Here is a 15899-nt window from a genome sequence, read left to right as displayed (position 1 = left end):
GTCATCGGTCTGATCGGGGTGGGGCGGCCTCGACCGCCCCACCCCCTCCCTCTTCAGTCAGCCCTTGATCTCGGTCCAGGCCTTGGTCCAGTCGCTGTAGTCCTTGCACTTGACGTCCGTGCGCCCGTCGAGGCACTGCTCGATCGGGGTCGTCCAGTACTGGATCTTGTTCGCGAAATCGGCGTCCTTGGCGTGGTAGGTGTCGCAGACCGTCTTGTCCTCGGCGACATCGCAGGCCTTCGCGTTGGCCGGGGCCTCACCGAAGTAGTCGGCGACCTGAGCCTGCACCTGCGGCCCGGTGATGTAGTTCATCCACTTGTAGGAGCAGTTCTTGTGCTTGGACTTGCTGGACAGCATCCAGGTGTCCGACCAGCCGGTTGCCCCTTCCTTCGGCAGCACGTCCGCGATCGGCGCCCCGTTCTTCTTCGCGGTGTTCACCATGACCTGCCATGCGGTGCCGACATGGGCGTTGCCGCTGGAGAAGGACTGCACCTCCTTGAGGTAGTCCGACCAGTACTCGGAGACGTTCGGCCGCTGTTTCTTGAGCAGATCGACGGCCGCGTTGAACTGCTTGTCATCCAGGGCGTACGGGTTCTTGATGCCCAGTTCCGGTTTGTGCGCCTTGAGATAGAGCGCCGCGTCCGCGATGTGGATGGGGGAGTCGTAGCCTTCGATCTTGCCCTTGTAGGGGGAATTCTCGCCGAACATCACATCCCAGGAATCGGGTGCGGGCTTCACCTTGTCCGTGCGGTAGGTGAGCATATTGGCGCCCCAGCCGTGCGGGACCCCGTAGGAGGTGCCCTTGACGCTGTTCCAGGCGCGGTTCTTCAGGAACGGCTGGATATCGGCGTAGTTGGGCACCAGCTTGGTGTTGATCGGCTCCACATCCCCGGAGGCGATCAGCCGCAGGGAGGCGTCCCCGGACGCGGAGACCACGTCGTACTGTCCGGACTTGAGCAGATTGACCGCCTCGTCCGAGGTGCCGAAGGTCTTCACGTTGACCTGGCAGCCGGTCTCCTTCTCGAACGGGCCGACCCAGTTGATCTTGGGATCATTGGAGCCGTTCTCCGCGTATCCGGGCCAGGCGAGCACGTTCACCTGTCCTTCACCCGCGCCGAGTTGTTTCATGGCCTCGATTTTGGGTGGATTGAGACCGTTGCCGCCCTTGCTTTCCCCGGCGTTTCCGCTCGTCCCACAGGCGGTCAGGGCGACCCCGAGGGAGAGGAGGCCGACAACGGCGCCGAACTTTCCTGGTTTGCGCATCATTTTCCTCCGGTTGTTGACTCATTCGTGGTGGAGCTGGCGATCCGGAAGTTGTGTTCGCACGCCCAGCTCAGGCGGACTTTCTGGTTTGCCCGCCGCGGTTCGGCGTTCGTGGCGCCGTCGTTCTGCCGGAGCACCGAGAGCGTGCCGCCGGCGTCCAGCTCGACCACGTATCTGGTCGAGGGGCCGGTGAACACGACCTCGCGCAGCACACCCGGTGCGGTGAACTCGTCCGGCGCGGCCGGGGTCGCGAGCTCGGTGTGGAGCCGGATCTTCTCCGGCCGGACGCTGAAAGTGGCGCGCTCGCCGACGATCTGTTCGGCGGCGGCCGGTTCGAGCAGATTCGAGGTACCGACGAAACCGGCGACGAACGCGGTCCTCGGCGCCTCGTAGATCTCCGCGGGGCCGCCGATCTGCTCGATGTTCCCCTCGTTGATCACCGCGATCCGGTCGCTCATGGTCAGCGCTTCCTCCTGATCGTGGGTGACGAACACGAAGGTGATCCCGACCTCGCGCTGCAACTGTTTGAGTTCCAGCTGCATCGCGGTGCGCAGCTTGAGATCCAGCGCGCCGAGCGGTTCGTCCAGCAGCAATACCTTGGGGCGGTTGACGAGCGCGCGGGCCAGTGCGATGCGCTGGCGCTGCCCTCCGGAGAGCTGATTCGGTTTGCGGTCCGCGTAGTCCCCGAGCCGGACGGTGTCCAGCGCTTCCCGCGCGCGGCCGAGGCGTTCGTCCTTGGGGACCCGGCGCACCCGCAGCCCGTAGGCGATGTTCTCCAGCACGGTCATGTGCGGGAAGAGCGCGTAATCCTGGAAGACCGTGTGCACATCCCGCTGGAACGGGGCGAGCCCGGTGACATCCTTGCCATCCAGGGTGATCGTGCCGCCGCTGGGCTGTTCGAACCCCGCGATCATGCGCAGGATCGTGGTCTTGCCCGAACCCGATGGGCCGAGCATGGCGAAGAACTCCCCGTCGGCGATGTCCATATCCACCCCGGCCACGGCCCGCGCGGTCCCGAAGGATTTGCGCAGCCCGTGCAGCCGGATAGCCGGAGGGCGTTCTTCTCGTTGTGCTGCAATGGTTTGCGTTTCCGCCGCCACGGACATCGACGCCTGCCCTTCATTCCTCGATGTTGCTCATCACGTGCTTGATACGGGTGTAGTCCTCGAGCCCGTACGCGGAGAGATCCTTGCCATAGCCGGAATGCTTGAATCCGCCGTGCGGCATCTCCCCGACGAGCGGGATGTGCGCGTTGATCCACACCGTCCCGAAATCCAGTCGTCTCGCCGCCCGCATGGCGGTGCCGTGATCGTGGGTCCACACGCTCGAGGCGAGCGCGTACTCGACGTCGTTGGCCAGCCGCAGCGCCTCGGCCTCGGTGTCGAACCGCTGCACGGTCAGCACCGGGCCGAACACCTCCTCGCGCACGATCTCGTCCTCCTGCCGGACACCCGAGATCACCGTCGGCGCGTAGAAAAACCCTTGGCTGCCGACACGGCCGCCGCCGGTGTGCACCCTGGCGTGGTCGGGTAGCCGGTCGACGAAACCGGCGACCCTGGCGAACTGCGCCGCATTGTTGAGCGGCCCGTAGAACACGTCCTCGTCCGGGTTCCCGGTGCGGGTCACCCCCGCCTGTTCGGTCAGTGCGGCGAGGAATTCCTCGTAGATGCCGGACTGCACCAGGATCCGGGTGGCCGCGGTGCAGTCCTGGCCGGCGTTGAAGAACCCGGCCTCGGCGATCCCGGCCGCGGCCTTGGCCGGATCGGCGTCGTCGAACACCAGCACCGGGGCCTTCCCGCCCAGTTCCAGATGCACCCGCTTGAGATCCTCCGCAGCCGTGCGCGCCACCTCCATGCCCGCGCGCACCGATCCGGTGATCGAGACCATTGCCGGGAGCGGGTGTTCGGCGAGCGCGCGGCCGGTCTCCCGGTCCCCGCACACCACGTTGAGCACCCCGGGCGGGAGGTGTTCGGCGGCGAGTTCGGCAAGCAGCAGCGTGCTCGCCGGGGTCGTCTCGGCGGGTTTGAGCACCACGGTGTTGCCCGTGGCCAGTGCGGGCGCGACCTTCCAGATCGCCATCAGCAGCGGGTAGTTCCACGGGGTGATCTGCGCGCACACCCCGATCGGCTCGCGGCGGACGAAGGAGGTGTGCCCGGCGAGGTATTCCGCGGCCGCCTTGCCCTCGAGCAGGCGCGCTGCTCCGGCGAAGAACCGCAGCTGCTCGAGCATCATCGGGATCTCCTCGGACCGGATGAGCGCGAGCGGTTTGCCGGTGTTCTCCGACTCGACGCGGATGATCTCTTCGGCCCGGGACTCGATGGCCTCGGCGAGCCGCAGCAGCGCCAGCTGACGCTCGGCCGGAGTGGTCGCCGCCCAGGACTCGAACGCGGCTCCGGCGGCGTCGGCGGCGTCCGCGACATCCTCTGGCCCGGAGAGCGGGGCGGTGGCGTTCACACCTTCGTGCACCGGATCGATCAGCTCGGTGCACCTGCCCGAACGCGCCTGCCTCGCCTCGCCGTACACGAAGTTGTTGAGCTGCCGCACGAGAGCTCCCTTGCTCGTCTGTAGTCGGCCACCTGCCGAGAGTGTTAAAACCTATGAGATCATATGTCAAAGTTCAAGAGTTTCGGGCAGAATTCTCGGCAGAGTGCGTCTGAGGACTCTCGTCCGTCGCGAGCGGGAGCCACGGTGTCCTGCGGGACACCCGCTGTCCGAGGGAATGCTGCGCGATGCGGACGACGACAGCGCAGCGGCGCTGCAACGTCGAAAGCCCGGCGAGAGGAGGACTACGCCGCGAGGCGCCGGCACGACATCCAGATGTGCTCTAGGTTCGGGTGCGGTGGATCGAGTGACGGGTGCCTTGATGACGGAGAGCGCGGCGCGTTCGGCGGTGTTCGCACCGCTCGAACAGCGGGGTAGAGCCGAAACGGTGGCCAAACGGCTGACCGATGCGATCAGCCTCGGGCTGCTCGAGGACGGGGAGCAGTTACCGAGCGAGTCGGAGCTGGCCGCGAGGTTCGGCGTGTCGACGGTGACGATTCGCGAGGCCTTGACGGCGCTGCGGCAGCAGGAGCTCGTCGAGACGCGGCGCGGCCGGGGCGGGGGCAGCTTCGTGCGCACCCCGGCGGACCGGGCCAAGGCCACCGTGCGGGCGCGGCTGCGCGAGATGACCCTGGCCGAGATCCGCGATATCGGGGACGAGTACTCGGCCATCGCGGGCACCGCGGCGCGGCTGGCCGCCGAGCGGGCCTCCGCCGAGGACATCGCCAGGATCGGTACCAGCGTCGATGAGCTCGGCTCCGGAGAATCGGGCGTCCAGCGGGCGGAGCGGGCCTTTCACCTCGAGGTGGCCGCCTCGGGGCAGTCGCCCCGGCTGACCCAGCTGGAGGTGCGGCTCCAGGGGGAGTTCGGCGCGCTGCTGTGGCTGCCGACGAGCGAACAGGGGGCGCTGCGCACGGCACGCGAGGCACACACGGCGATCGCCGCGGCGATCGCCGATGCGGATGGCCCGCGGGCGCGGGAGCTGACCGAGAAACACGTACTCGAGGCGATCGAACAGCTCGCGGAACTACACATGCGGCTCTGCACGACGTAGGGTGCCTTCGTCGGAGCGATTACCACCTGGAGCACCGGTGTTACAGATGCCAACGTTGACCGTAACCAGCGTCGCGGATGAGGTGACGGCGATGCTGGAGCGCATCTTCGCCGCGCTCGGCACGCTGCGCACCAGCGTCGAACAGGTCTATGCCGAGCGCGCCGGCACCGGGGCCTTCCCCGGGGTTGCCGATCTGGAGGCCCTGCGCGGCCAGATCATCGGCATGCTCGGCACCGAACGGGGACTCGTGGTCGGCTGCGGGTTCATCACCGATGTCGGCATGCTCGCCGACCGTCCCCGATGGCTGGAATGGTGGAAGGGCGAGGTGCCCAACGATCCGGTGCGGCTCCAGGTCAGCCTCGACCCGACGAGCGAGGAATTCCTCGACTACACCCGCCAGCCCTGGTTCAGTACGCCGCGCAGCACCGGGCAACGGCACGTGACCGGGCCTTACGTGGATTATCTGTGCACCGACGAGTACTCACTCACGTTCACGCTCCCGGTGCACGACGGGGACCAGTTCGTCGGTGTCGTCGGTTCGGATGTGTACGTGCGCGGGCTCGAGCGGGTGCTGATGCCGCTGCTGCGTTCCCTCGGTGGGCGGATCGCGCTCGTCAACGCGCACGGCAGGGTGGTCGTGTCCACTTCGGTCCGCCAGGTGACCGGTTCCCTGGTGCGTTCCCCGGATGTGGTGCAGCTGTGGGAGAACGGCGCGGGCGGCCCGCTCTACCGCTGCGGGCGGCTTCCGCTCGCCCTGCTGGAATTGCCCTAGTCCGCCGGGAATGCTTTGGACAGCGCTCTTGCCGCGCGGCTAGGTTGGCCGCATGCGTATTCTGTTCACCGCCATGCCCGGTTATGGCCTCACCCTGCCGATCGTCCCGCTCGCCTGGGCGGCCCGGGCGGCCGGTCACGAGGTGCTGTTCGTCAGTGCGGCTCCGATGGCCCCGGTGCTCGCCGAGGCCGGGCTCACGGTCGCCGATACCTGTCCCGGACGAGATATCTGGGCGGAATTCACCAAAATGGTCGCGGAGCCCGATTCGCCAGACATGTCCGAAGAATTGCGGGCCGCGGCCGGGGCGGGAGCGCCGTTCGGATTCTTCGCGCTGACCATGACGGGCAGGACGATCGAATTCGGCCGGGAGTTCGGCGCCGATCTGGTGGTGTACACCTCGGATCACATGGCGGGTCCGTACGTGGCCGCGAAGCTCGGGGTGCCCGCGCTGGAGGCGGGCAACCGGGTCTCCTGGTCGATGCGGGACAAGGATTTCCGGGAGCGCTCGGGAACGCTGAACGACACGGCGATCAACGAGGTGTTGCGGGAGAAGTACGGCATCGCCGGGGGACTGCCGGAACCCTTGGCGCGCATCGATCTCCGCGCGCCGAGCATGGGCGGGATCAGCGTGGCGGAACCGGATCACCGGGACGGCAGGCCGTGGTGGCCGATGCAGTACGTGCCCTACAACGGCGGGGTCGTCGCCCCGGACTGGGCGCTCGGCGAATCGAAACGGCCGCGGGTGCTCGTCACGCTCGGCACCGTGGTGCCGATCATGGCCGGGGTCTCCAACCTCTCGGTCGTGCTCGAGGCACTCGGCGGTCTCGACGTGGAGGTGATCCTCGCCGCGGGCTCGGCGGATCTCGCCGAACTCGGTGAACTCCCGGACAATGTGCACTCCGCCGGGTTCCTCCCGCTCTCCGCGATACTGCCGCGGTGCTCGCTGATCGTGCACCACGGCGGATCGGGTACCACGGCCGCGCCGCTGGCCTACGGAGTCCCGCAGTTCGTGCTGCCCTCGTTCGCGGACAACCCGATGTCCGCGGACCGGGTCACCGAGCGCGGTGTCGGGTTGCAGCACGACCCGGCAACGGTCACCGTGGAGGAGGCGCGGGCGGCGATCGGACGACTGCTCGGCGAGCCGGAGTTCGCCGAACGGGCGCGGGAGGTCGCCACGGAGATGGCCGGAATGCCCAGCCCGGCCGCGGTGATCGGACAGCTGGAGGCATTGCTGCCCGGCTAACGGGCACGGTCGCGGTCACCGCGCCGGTGGCGGCGGCGCGAGGTGCAGCGCCTGCCGGTGCCGGTGTGTGGTGAGGTAGCGCAGCCCGCCCGGACCCGCGGTGAACGCGCGCCGAGAATAGCGGGGCAGCCACAGTAGTGCGCCCGCGAACAGCTCGATGTTCTCCTCTTCGGTGGCCAGCTGCCCGGATCCGGAGAGCACGTGCAGCAGTACGTCGACCTCGGCGCCGGTGTGCATGGCTACGGTGCCGTGCGGCCCGAGCGCGATGATGTTCGCGTCCAGATCCCGCTCGCTTTCCTGGAGCCGCCACCGGACACCCTGTTCGTGGTCCTCCGCGCGCGTGTCCAGGAGAACGCGCGGCTGCTCGTTTCGGGGTTCCACCGGTCACCATTCCTGCTCGGTCCTGTTTCCGACGATTAGGCTTCAGGGTATGCGCGCGGCTGCGGATGTGGTTGAGGCGGTGGCCTTCGTGTGGCTGGGGATGGTGCTGGCCATCTCGTTCCTGGAGGCGCCGCTGAAGTTCCGTGCTCCGGGAGTCACCCTGGTGCTTGGCCTCGGGATCGGGCGGCTGGTTTTTCGTGCCCTGCATGTGATCGAGCTGGTGTTCGCGATCCTGGTGGGGTGCGCCCTGGTGCTCGGGAACCTCTCCTGGTGGGGGACCGGCGCACTCGGGCTCGCCGTGGTGCTGCTGCTGGCGCAGCTGGTGCTGGTCCAGCCGCGCCTGACCCGCCGTTCCGATGCCGTGCTCGCCGGTGCCGAGGCGCCCCGTTCTCGTGCGCACTACGCCTATATCGCCCTGGAAGGGGTGAAGGTGCTCGCCCTGCTGCTCGGCGGGGTGCTCGCGCTAGCCCTGCGGTAACCGGTTCCTGACCTCGTTTTTGAGGATCTTGCCGAGTGTGGATCGGGGCAGATCGGGCCAGATCTCCACCTGCTCGGGTGCCGTCACGCTGCCGAGCCGTTCCTCGACGAATCCGGCCAGTTCACCCCACTTCGGGTCCGGCAGCCCGATCACCGCGCTGTCCCGCACGGCCGGGTACGCGGACAGCGCCTGTTCCACCTCGGCGGAGTACACGTTGAACCCGCCGGTGATGATCATGTCCGTGGCGCGGTCCACGATGTAGAGGTAGTTCCGCTCGTCCAGGTAGCCGATGTTCCCGGTGTGGTGCCGGTCGTGTGCGCTGACTCCGCGGTCGCCTCGGGGTCGTCGTGGTAGCCGCCCATGACCAGCGGCCTGCGGACCACGATCTCACCGCGTTCTCCCCTCGGCAGCAGCGCGCCCGCGCCGTCCATGATCGCGACCTGGGTCAGTGGGGTGGGGGCGGCGCGCCGAGCTCAGGGGTTCGGTGGCGATGGAACCGTCCGCACGGAAATGCTCGGCGGGGCCAGGGTGGCGATCATGTTCGGTGCGGTCTGCCCGAACAGTTGCCCGAACACCCGCCGATTCTGGTGAGCGCTTCGGCCAGCCGGGCAGGCGACATCGGGGCCGCGCCGTACCAGATGCAGCGCAGGGATCCCAGTTTGGCCGAGCCCAGCCCCGGATGATCGAGCAGCCCGTTGATCACCGTGGGCGACAGGAAGGAATGCGTGATCCGGTGGCGTTCGATCAGTCGCAGATATTCGCCGATGTCCGGCCTCGGCATGATGACGATCTCCCCGCAGAGCGTGAGAATCGGCAGGGTGAGCACGCCGGCCGAATGGGGCAGCGGGGTGGGCGCGAGCAACCGCGGATTCTCCCCGAAGGGACAATTCATCAGGGTCAGCGTGGTGGTGGTCTCGATGTTGTGCCCGGTCAGCCGAACTCCTTTGGGCAGCCCGTGGTGTCCCCGGTTCCGGCGAGCGCACACGGCTCGTCGTCCGGGCGCACCACGGGATCCGGCTCCCGAGAATCGCGGTCGAGCCATTCTTCGAAGCCCGGCGCGGTATCGGTGGATTTTTCCAGGCACACCAGTGTGGTCGGCTGTGGCAGCGCGTCCGCGATCCGTTCCATCAACGGGGCGAAGGACTTTCCGAATATCAGGCAGCGGCAGCCGGACAGCTCGAGCAGCTGCCGGTTCTCCTCGGCTTCGTGACGCGGATTGATCGGGCACCATCCGGCTCCGGCCCCGGGAAATCCCGAACACACAGGCGAAGGCGAGCGGATCGTTCGCCGAGAGGATCGCGACCCATTCTCCCGGGCGGATTCCGGAGCCGTGCAGGGTACCCGCTATCCGCCAGGACGACCGCACCACCTCGGCGTAGCTCGCTCGCACCGTCGGCGTTCAGGCAGGGAGCATCGCCGTCGAGTGACGCGCCCTTGTCCAGAAAATCGCTCAGCTGTACTGGTTTCCTCGCTCCTGGTGGTGGACTTTCGGATGTTGCTGCAACAAATGCGCGGCGGCGTGTGCGTTGAGTACCGCCGTCTGCTGGTAATGGCAGTTGCCGTGGATCACGCAGTGCGCGCGGCCGAACGGTCCGGAAGCGTGCACCGAATCCAGGGATGTGTCGATCCGGGGATTCTCCCTCGGTGGCATCTCGCCGCGCACCTGCGGGGAAATCCGGCCGGTGTAGCCGGAGGCGCCGGAGACGACGACGGGCTTGTCAGTATTCACGTCTGTTTTCTCACGTTCGTCGGTGCGGTCGGTTTCGCGGTCAGATGTCCATACCGCCGTCGATCGGGAGCCCGGCCCCGGTGATGAACGTGGCGGCGTCACTGGAGAGGAACACCACGGCGTCGGCCCTGTCGTCGACCTGGCCGAGACGGCCCTGCGGGGTCAGTTCGACGACGGCACCCGCGGCTTGCGCGGGGGATTCGAACAGGCCGATCCGCGCGCAGTCGGCGGCCGGCTGGTTACCCATGACCGTGGGGGCAGCCCCGGATAGATGCCGTTGACCCGGACGCCGTAGCCGAGTTTTCCGGATTCCGCGGCGGCCACCCCGGTGAGCCGGTCGATCCCGGACTTGGTCGCCGAGTAGAGGCTGATGTCGGGGAAGGCGATGGTCGCCGCGACCGAGGCGATGTTCACCACCGAACCACCCTCGCCCGCCGCGCCGCCCGGGCGCATCGCGCGGAAGGCGTGCTCGAGACCGAGCGCGGTACCGAGTACGCCGACCTCGAGCATCGAGCGGATGTCGGTGGCCTCGGGGTCCGCGACCGGGCTGGCGGTCTCCACGCCCGCGTTGTTCACCAGCAGATCGAAGCCACCCAGCGAGTTCCCCGCCTGCGGCACCGCCTCGGCCATGCCCGCCGTTGTCCCCGGACTCCACCCGTGATCAGGGTTTTTCGCCCCGTCAGGTCATGACTGGTCATGCCGCATCTCCTCCCTGAGATCAGTGAAGCCGCTCGAATCGCGTGACGTGGGCTGTACGCTGTCCGGAGTTTGACAGTTGTCAAGATTTTCTGTGACAACTGTCAAATCTCTGGCCGTTACGCCATCGGGCGATACAGTGGGAGCTGTGACGGAGGTCGTCGAGACAAAACAGGACCGGATCGCGCGCCGCCAGGTCGACAAGTTCCAGGCGCGGCGCACCGAGCTCGCGGTGGCGACCCTGCACACCCTCGCCGAGCTGGGGTACGCCCGCACAAGCCTGCGGGAGATCGCGCAGAACTCCGAGTTCTCCCATGGGGTTCTGCACTACTACTTCGCGGACAAGCGGGACCTGGTCACCGAGGCGGTGCGCCAGTACGAGGCCGTGTGCGTGACTCGCTACGACGAGGTGGTCGCCGGGGCGGGTACCGGTGCGCGGTTGCGCGAGGACTTCGTGGACATGTTCTTCGCGACGCTGAACGCGGACGCGCCCCTGCACCGGCTCTGGTACGACCTGCGCAACCAGAGTCTGTTCGACGAGACCTTCCGCGAGGATGTGCGTGAGATCGAGGAACGCCGCGAGGCGATGATCTGGCGGGTGATCAGCCGGTACGCCGAACTGTGCGATGCCGCGCCCGCGCTCGGTTCCGGCTCCGCCTATGCGTTACTGGACGGGATTTTCCAGCGCGCCCTGTGGTGCACGCTTTCCGGGCGGGCCGAGGAGGTCGCCGGGTTCCGGAAGGAACTGGTGCGCGCGCTCGATCTGCTGGTCGGAGAAGGTCAGACCCAGTAGGAGACCCGGCCCCGGTAACCGCGCATGAGCAGGAGCGTGGCCGCCCATCCGACCACGACCATCAGCCCAACGGCGACGTAACTCCACATGCTGACCAGTCCACCGGTGAGCGGCTGGCGCACCACCTGGATGAGGTGGTAGATCGGGTTCCCGTCGATGATCGGCTCGATGTATGGCGCGAGCGCGTGCCGCCTGCCGCTCTTCTCGGTGAGCTGGTCCATCGGCCACACCACCGGGGTCATGTAGAAGGCGAGCAGCAGCACCGCGTTGATCAGCTGGGGCATGTCCCGGAACCGGGTGGAGATGATCCCGAAGAACATGATCACCCAGCCCATGGTCAGCAGCACGAGCAGGAAACCGGGGATCGCGAGCAGCGACCACCAGCCGAGTCCCGGGTGGCAGGGGATCCCGGAACCGGGCACCGCCTTGAGACAGGTGCCGTCCTTCATCGAGTACTTGTGGTCGAGGTCGCCGAAGAAGATGACCAGCAGGATCACGTAGACGATGAAGGTGTGCAGGAACATCAAGAGCTGTCGCCACAGGGTGCGCATCACGTACACCATCAGCGGCGCGGGCACGTGTTTGATCGTGGCCTCGTTCGCGATGAACGCTTCCATGCCCTCGATGAAGCAGCCGTTGATGAACTGCCAGATGATCAGCCCGGTCGCGAGGTAGGGCAGGAAGGTCTGGAAATGGGCGCCGAACAGCAGCCCGTTGAGCAGTCCGAGCCCGAGCGCGATCACGGCCTGGGCGATGGTGATCCAGAACGGGCCGAGTGCGGCGCGGTGATAGCGCTGCTTGATGTCCTGCCAGCCGAGGTGGCCCCAGAGCTCGTAACTGGTGAGTCCGCCGGTGAGATCGGCGAGCGCCTTGCGGACGCTGCGTGAGTCGCCGAGGTCGGTGGCGCGCGCGGTGTCGGCATGCACGCTGGCAGAGGGTACGCGAAGGCGCCGAGGGAGTGAGCATCGGCCGAGGAACGAGGTCGGAGCGGAGCGAGTGAGGAAGTCGAGCCAGGGGTACGCGAAGGCGCCGAGGGAGTGAGCATCGGCCGAGGAACGAGGTCGGAGCGGAGCGAGTGAGGAAGTTTGCGCACGTGTCGGCGCCGGATCCGAAAACTGTCGGTCCGATGGTGTTCACTGCAGCATGTCGATGCCGGAGAGCCGTTCCGGCCGGGCTAGAGTGTTGGTTCAAGTTGGTCGTTCTGGTGAGGGAGGCTGCGCCGTATGTCCGACTCGTTCGTGCATCTGCATGTGCACACCGAGTACTCGATGTTGGATGGCGCGGCCAAACTGAAGGACTTGTTCTCCCGGTGTAACGACCTGGGGATGGACTCGGTGGCGATCACCGACCACGGGCATGTGAACGGGATCTACGATTTCTTCCAGCAGGCGCGCAAGGCCGGGGTCAAACCGATCCCCGGGATCGAGGCCTATGTGGCGCCTGCCTCGCGGTTCCTGAAGGAACGGGTTCGCTGGGGTGAGGCGCACCAGAAGTCCGACGACGTCTCCGGTGGCGGTGCCATCACCCACCAGACGATCTGGGCGAGGAACAACGAGGGCCTCGGCAACCTGATGAAGGTGGCCTCGCTCGCGTCCTTCGAGGGGCAGCTCGGCAAGTGGCCGCGCGCGGACCGCGAGCTGATCGCCGAGTACTCGAACGGGCTGATGGCCACGACCGGTTGCCCCTCGGGCGAGGTGCAGACCCGGTTGCGGCTGGGCCATTTCGACAAGGCGCTCGAAGCGGCCGCCGACTGGCAGGACATCTACGGCAAAGAGAACTTCTTCGTCGAGCTGATGGATCACGGCCTCGACATCGAGCGCCGGGTGCGCGACGGCCTGGTGGATATCGCGCGCAAGATCGAAGCGCCGTTCGTGGTCACCAACGACTCGCACTACACCTTCGCCGAGGAGAGCAAGTCACACGAGGCGCTGCTGTGCGTGCAGACCGGCAAGACCCTCGACGATCCCGGCCGGTTCAAACTCGACGGTGAGGGGTACTACCTCAAGACCGCCGAGGAGATGTACGCCCGCGATTCCAGCGACGCGTGGCAGGAGGGCTGCCGCAACACCCTGCTCATCGCGGAGCGGGTGGAGATCGACGGGATGTTCACTCCGCGCAACATGATGCCGCAGTACCCGATCCCGGAGACGCAGACCGAGGAAGAGTTCTTCCGTGAGGAGGTCTGGGCCGGGATGCAGCGCCGCTTCCCGGACGGGGTCGACCGGGAGCACGCCGATCAGGTCGAGTACGAGATCGGCGTCATCGAGAAGATGGGCTACTGCGCCTACTTCCTCGTGGTCGCCGACTTCATCATGTGGTCGAAGGAGAACGGTATCCGGGTGGGGCCGGGCCGTGGATCCGCCGCGGGTGCGCTGATCGCGTACGCGCTCGGCATCACCGACCTCGATCCGCTCGCGCACGGGCTGTTCTTCGAGCGGTTCCTCAATCCGGATCGTGTCTCTCCCCCCGATATCGATGTGGATTTCGACGAACGTCGGCGCGGTGACGTGATCCGGTACGTCACGGAGAAGTGGGGTGAGGAGATGGTCGCCCAGGTGATTACCTTCGGCACCATCAAGACCAAGGCGGCCATCAAGGACTCCGCCCGGGTGTTGCACGGCCAGCCCGGGTTCGCCATCGCGGACAAGATCTCCAAGGCGCTGCCCCCGCCGGTGATGGCCAAGGACATTCCGCTCGAGGGGATTCTCGACCCGAAGCATCCGCGCCACGGCGAGGCGGCCGAGGTGCGCGAGCTCTACCAGAACGATCCGCAGGTCAAGCAGATCATCGACACCGGGCGCGGGCTCGAGGGCCTGATCCGCAACGCCGGTGTGCACGCCTGCGCGGTGATCCTGTCCTCGGCGCGGCTGCTGGATGTGATCCCGCTGTGGAAGCGCCCGCAGGACGGTTCGATCATCACCCAGTTCGACTACCCGACGTGCGAATCGCTCGGGTTGTTGAAGATGGACTTCCTCGGTCTGCGCAACCTCACCATCCTGGACGACACGCTGCGCAACATCGAGCGCAACGGAAAGGGCCGGGTCGAGCTCGAATCGCTTTCCCTGGACGACAAGCAGACCTATGAGCTGCTTACCCGCGGTGACACTCTCGGTGTGTTCCAGCTCGACGGCGGCGGCATGCGGGACCTGCTGCGGCTGATGCGCCCGGACAACTTCGAGGACATCTCCGCGGTCGGCGCGCTCTACCGGCCGGGTCCGATGGGCGCGAAATCGCACACGAACTACGCGCTGCGCAAGAACGGGCAGCAGGAGATCACCCCGATCCACCCGGAGCTCGCGGAGCCGCTCGAGGACGTACTCGGCACCACCTACGGCCTGATCGTGTACCAGGAGCAGGTCATGAAGATCGCTCAGGTGCTCGCGGGTTACTCGCTGTCCCAAGCGGATCTGCTCCGCCGGGCGATGGGGAAGAAGAAAAAGGAAGTTCTCGACGCGGAATTCGTGAACTTCTCGAAGGGTATGCGGGACAACGGCTATTCCGAGCAAGCCGTCAAGACCCTGTGGGACATTCTTCTCCCGTTCTCCGATTACGCGTTCAACAAGGCGCACTCCGCCGCATACGGTGTGGTTTCCTACTGGACCGCGTATTTCAAGGCGAATTATCCCGCGGAATACATGGCCGCGTTGCTGACCTCGGTCGGGGACGACAAGGACAAGGCCGCGGTGTACCTCTCGGAATGCCGGAAGATGGGCATCACCGTGCTGCCACCGGATGTCAACGAATCCGCACGGGATTTCGCCCCGGTCGGCCACGACATCCGGTTCGGTCTCGGCGCGGTGCGCAACGTCGGTTCCGGGGTCGTGGACGCGATCATCGCCGCGCGCGAGGAAAAGGGGAAGTTCACCGATTTCTCCGATTATCTGCGCAAGGTGGACGCGGCGGGCTGCTCGAAGAAGGTCGTCGAATCACTGGTGAAGGCCGGGGCATTCGATTCCTTCGAACATCCGCGCAAGGGCCTGCACATGATTCACATCGACGCGGTCGACGCGATCATGGAAACCAAGAAGGCCGAGGCGATCGGGCAGTTCGACCTGTTCGGTGGCGGGGACGACGCGGACGTCGGCGGCGTGTTCGACGTGCGGATCCCGGAAGAACAGTGGGACCGCAAAACCCAGCTCACGTTCGAGCGGGAGATGCTCGGGCTCTACGTCTCCGGGCACCCGCTCGGCGGGGTCGAGCACATCCTCGAGGCGCAGGCGGACACCCCGATCGCCACCATCCTCGAAGGTTCGGTCAGCGACGGAGCACAGGTGACCATCGGCGGCATCCTGGCCAGCGTCACCCGGCGGGTGAACAAGAACGGCGAGCCGTGGGCGGTCGCCCAGCTGGAAGACCTCGCCGGTGGCATCGAGGTGCTGTTCTTCCCGAAGTCCTACGCGGTGCTCTCGCACGACGTGGTCGAGGACGCCATCGTCCTGGTGCGCGCCCGGGTCGCCAAGCGCGAGGACCGCACCTCGCTGATCGCCAACGATCTCGTGGTGCCGGACCTGTCGACCGCCGCGGACGGTCAGGCGATGCGGCTGCGGATGCTCACCGCCAAGGTCACCCCGCCGACGGTGACCCGGCTCAAGGAGGTCCTCGCCAACCACCCGGGTAGGACCGAGGTGCAGCTGTCCCTGGTGAACGGCAGCCGTACCGTGCTGCTGCGCCTCGACGAGGGATTCCGTGTGGATCCGACACCCTCGCTGATGGGGGATCTCAAGGCGCTCCTCGGCCCGGGCTGCATCGCGTAGAACTATTTGATCGCGTTGAACTATTTGTGAGTCAGCTTGCGTGGCGGTTGCGGGTAGCGGAACCTCCGGAGCCCCCGCGCTCAGGGATCGTCTCCTCATGTATACCGATACACCACGTCGGCGCTGTCCTCGCGAGGAAACACCGGAGAACTCGCCGCGGTGTCGGCTGCTTGGGTGGCCAGGGCGGCTACGCCG

18 protein-coding genes are annotated in these 15899 nt (G+C 66.8%); 6 read left to right on the top strand and 12 right to left on the bottom strand.

What is annotated here, in order from left to right; genetic code table 11:
* Positions 1-57 precede the first annotated feature (57 nt).
* From A37U_RS0119360 to A37U_RS0119350, 3 genes are read right to left on the bottom strand one after another with little or no spacing between them, the layout of a single operon-like run.
* On the bottom strand, positions 58-1263 hold the full coding sequence (locus A37U_RS0119360) for an ABC transporter substrate-binding protein (RefSeq protein WP_020498321.1): 1206 nt from the start codon (positions 1261-1263) through the stop codon (positions 58-60).
* Positions 1263-2369 (bottom strand): ABC transporter ATP-binding protein, encoded by a 1107-nt coding sequence (locus A37U_RS0119355; RefSeq protein WP_020498320.1) that lies wholly within the window; start codon positions 2367-2369, stop codon positions 1263-1265. Before A37U_RS0119355 ends, A37U_RS0119360 begins: the two co-directional genes overlap by 1 nt.
* A 13-nt stretch (positions 2370-2382) precedes the next feature.
* Complete coding sequence (locus A37U_RS0119350; RefSeq protein WP_020498319.1) at positions 2383-3807, bottom strand: gamma-aminobutyraldehyde dehydrogenase; 1425 nt, start codon at positions 3805-3807, stop codon at positions 2383-2385.
* 319 nt (positions 3808-4126) lie between these two features.
* On the opposite strand from A37U_RS0119350, the gene A37U_RS0119345 reads away from it, so the two are divergent.
* The 3 genes from A37U_RS0119345 to A37U_RS44290 all read left to right on the top strand — a co-directional run bounded on the left by A37U_RS0119345 (position 4127) and on the right by A37U_RS44290 (position 6873).
* Positions 4127-4858 (top strand): FadR/GntR family transcriptional regulator, encoded by a 732-nt coding sequence (locus A37U_RS0119345; protein ID WP_020498318.1) that lies wholly within the window; start codon positions 4127-4129, stop codon positions 4856-4858.
* A gap of 91 nt (positions 4859-4949) precedes the next feature.
* The gene (locus A37U_RS0119340; protein WP_157182897.1) at positions 4950-5630 is read left to right on the top strand and encodes a cache domain-containing protein; all 681 of its coding nucleotides are present in this window, start codon (positions 4950-4952) and stop codon (positions 5628-5630) included.
* A 52-nt stretch (positions 5631-5682) separates the two neighbouring features.
* Entirely contained in the window at positions 5683-6873 is a 1191-nt protein-coding gene (locus tag A37U_RS44290) for a nucleotide disphospho-sugar-binding domain-containing protein (RefSeq protein WP_020498316.1), read from the top strand.
* Positions 6874-6888: 15 nt separating this feature from the next.
* On the opposite strand, the gene A37U_RS0119330 is transcribed toward A37U_RS44290, so the two are convergent.
* On the bottom strand, positions 6889-7254 hold the full coding sequence (locus A37U_RS0119330; protein ID WP_020498315.1) for a hypothetical protein: 366 nt from the start codon (positions 7252-7254) through the stop codon (positions 6889-6891).
* Between the two features lie 49 nt (positions 7255-7303).
* Between A37U_RS0119330 and A37U_RS0119325 the strand changes: the two genes are divergently transcribed.
* Positions 7304-7732, top strand: a complete 429-nt coding sequence (locus tag A37U_RS0119325; RefSeq protein WP_020498314.1) for a hypothetical protein — start codon at positions 7304-7306, stop codon at positions 7730-7732.
* On the opposite strand, the gene A37U_RS54665 is transcribed toward A37U_RS0119325, so the two are convergent.
* The 7 genes from A37U_RS54665 to A37U_RS44280 form a co-directional block, all read right to left on the bottom strand.
* The gene (locus A37U_RS54665) at positions 7718-7987 is read right to left on the bottom strand and encodes an AMP-binding enzyme (RefSeq protein ID WP_026197378.1); all 270 of its coding nucleotides are present in this window, start codon (positions 7985-7987) and stop codon (positions 7718-7720) included. The genes A37U_RS0119325 and A37U_RS54665 overlap by 15 nt on opposite strands.
* Entirely contained in the window at positions 7966-8163 is a 198-nt protein-coding gene (locus tag A37U_RS54660; RefSeq protein ID WP_338055021.1) for a hypothetical protein, read from the bottom strand. Before A37U_RS54660 ends, A37U_RS54665 begins: the two co-directional genes overlap by 22 nt.
* Before the next feature lie 104 nt (positions 8164-8267).
* Entirely contained in the window at positions 8268-8717 is a 450-nt protein-coding gene (locus tag A37U_RS54655; RefSeq protein WP_338055020.1) for an AMP-binding protein, read from the bottom strand.
* On the bottom strand, positions 8663-8995 hold the full coding sequence (locus tag A37U_RS54650) for an AMP-binding protein (protein WP_026197376.1): 333 nt from the start codon (positions 8993-8995) through the stop codon (positions 8663-8665). Before A37U_RS54650 ends, A37U_RS54655 begins: the two co-directional genes overlap by 55 nt.
* A gap of 187 nt (positions 8996-9182) precedes the next feature.
* Entirely contained in the window at positions 9183-9461 is a 279-nt protein-coding gene (locus A37U_RS52970; RefSeq protein WP_020498313.1) for a DUF5938 domain-containing protein, read from the bottom strand.
* Between the two features lie 40 nt (positions 9462-9501).
* Positions 9502-9708 (bottom strand): SDR family oxidoreductase, encoded by a 207-nt coding sequence (locus tag A37U_RS54435; protein WP_276141693.1) that lies wholly within the window; start codon positions 9706-9708, stop codon positions 9502-9504.
* Positions 9624-10091 carry an SDR family oxidoreductase gene (locus tag A37U_RS44280; protein ID WP_276141691.1) on the bottom strand — a complete coding sequence of 156 codons (468 nt, stop codon included), beginning with the start codon at positions 10089-10091 and terminating at the stop codon, positions 9624-9626. Before A37U_RS44280 ends, A37U_RS54435 begins: the two co-directional genes overlap by 85 nt.
* 214 nt (positions 10092-10305) lie before the next feature.
* On the opposite strand from A37U_RS44280, the gene A37U_RS0119295 reads away from it, so the two are divergent.
* A complete protein-coding gene (locus A37U_RS0119295) occupies positions 10306-10950 on the top strand; it encodes a TetR family transcriptional regulator (RefSeq protein ID WP_020498312.1) in 645 nt (214 codons plus the stop codon).
* On the opposite strand, the gene A37U_RS0119290 is transcribed toward A37U_RS0119295, so the two are convergent.
* Positions 10938-11876, bottom strand: a complete 939-nt coding sequence (locus tag A37U_RS0119290; protein ID WP_020498311.1) for an ABC transporter permease — start codon at positions 11874-11876, stop codon at positions 10938-10940. The genes A37U_RS0119295 and A37U_RS0119290 overlap by 13 nt on opposite strands.
* 297 nt (positions 11877-12173) lie before the next feature.
* Here A37U_RS0119290 and dnaE point away from each other — a divergent pair, with 297 nt between their 5' ends.
* Positions 12174-15704 (top strand): DNA polymerase III subunit alpha, encoded by a 3531-nt coding sequence (gene dnaE / locus A37U_RS0119285; protein ID WP_020498310.1) that lies wholly within the window; start codon positions 12174-12176, stop codon positions 15702-15704.
* Positions 15705-15899: the final 195 nt, after the last annotated feature.

This window comes from Sciscionella marina DSM 45152, assembly GCF_000379465.1.
In the GTDB taxonomy this organism is placed as follows: domain Bacteria; phylum Actinomycetota; class Actinomycetes; order Mycobacteriales; family Pseudonocardiaceae; genus Sciscionella; species Sciscionella marina.
This window is presented reverse-complemented; position numbering and strand designations above follow the sequence as displayed.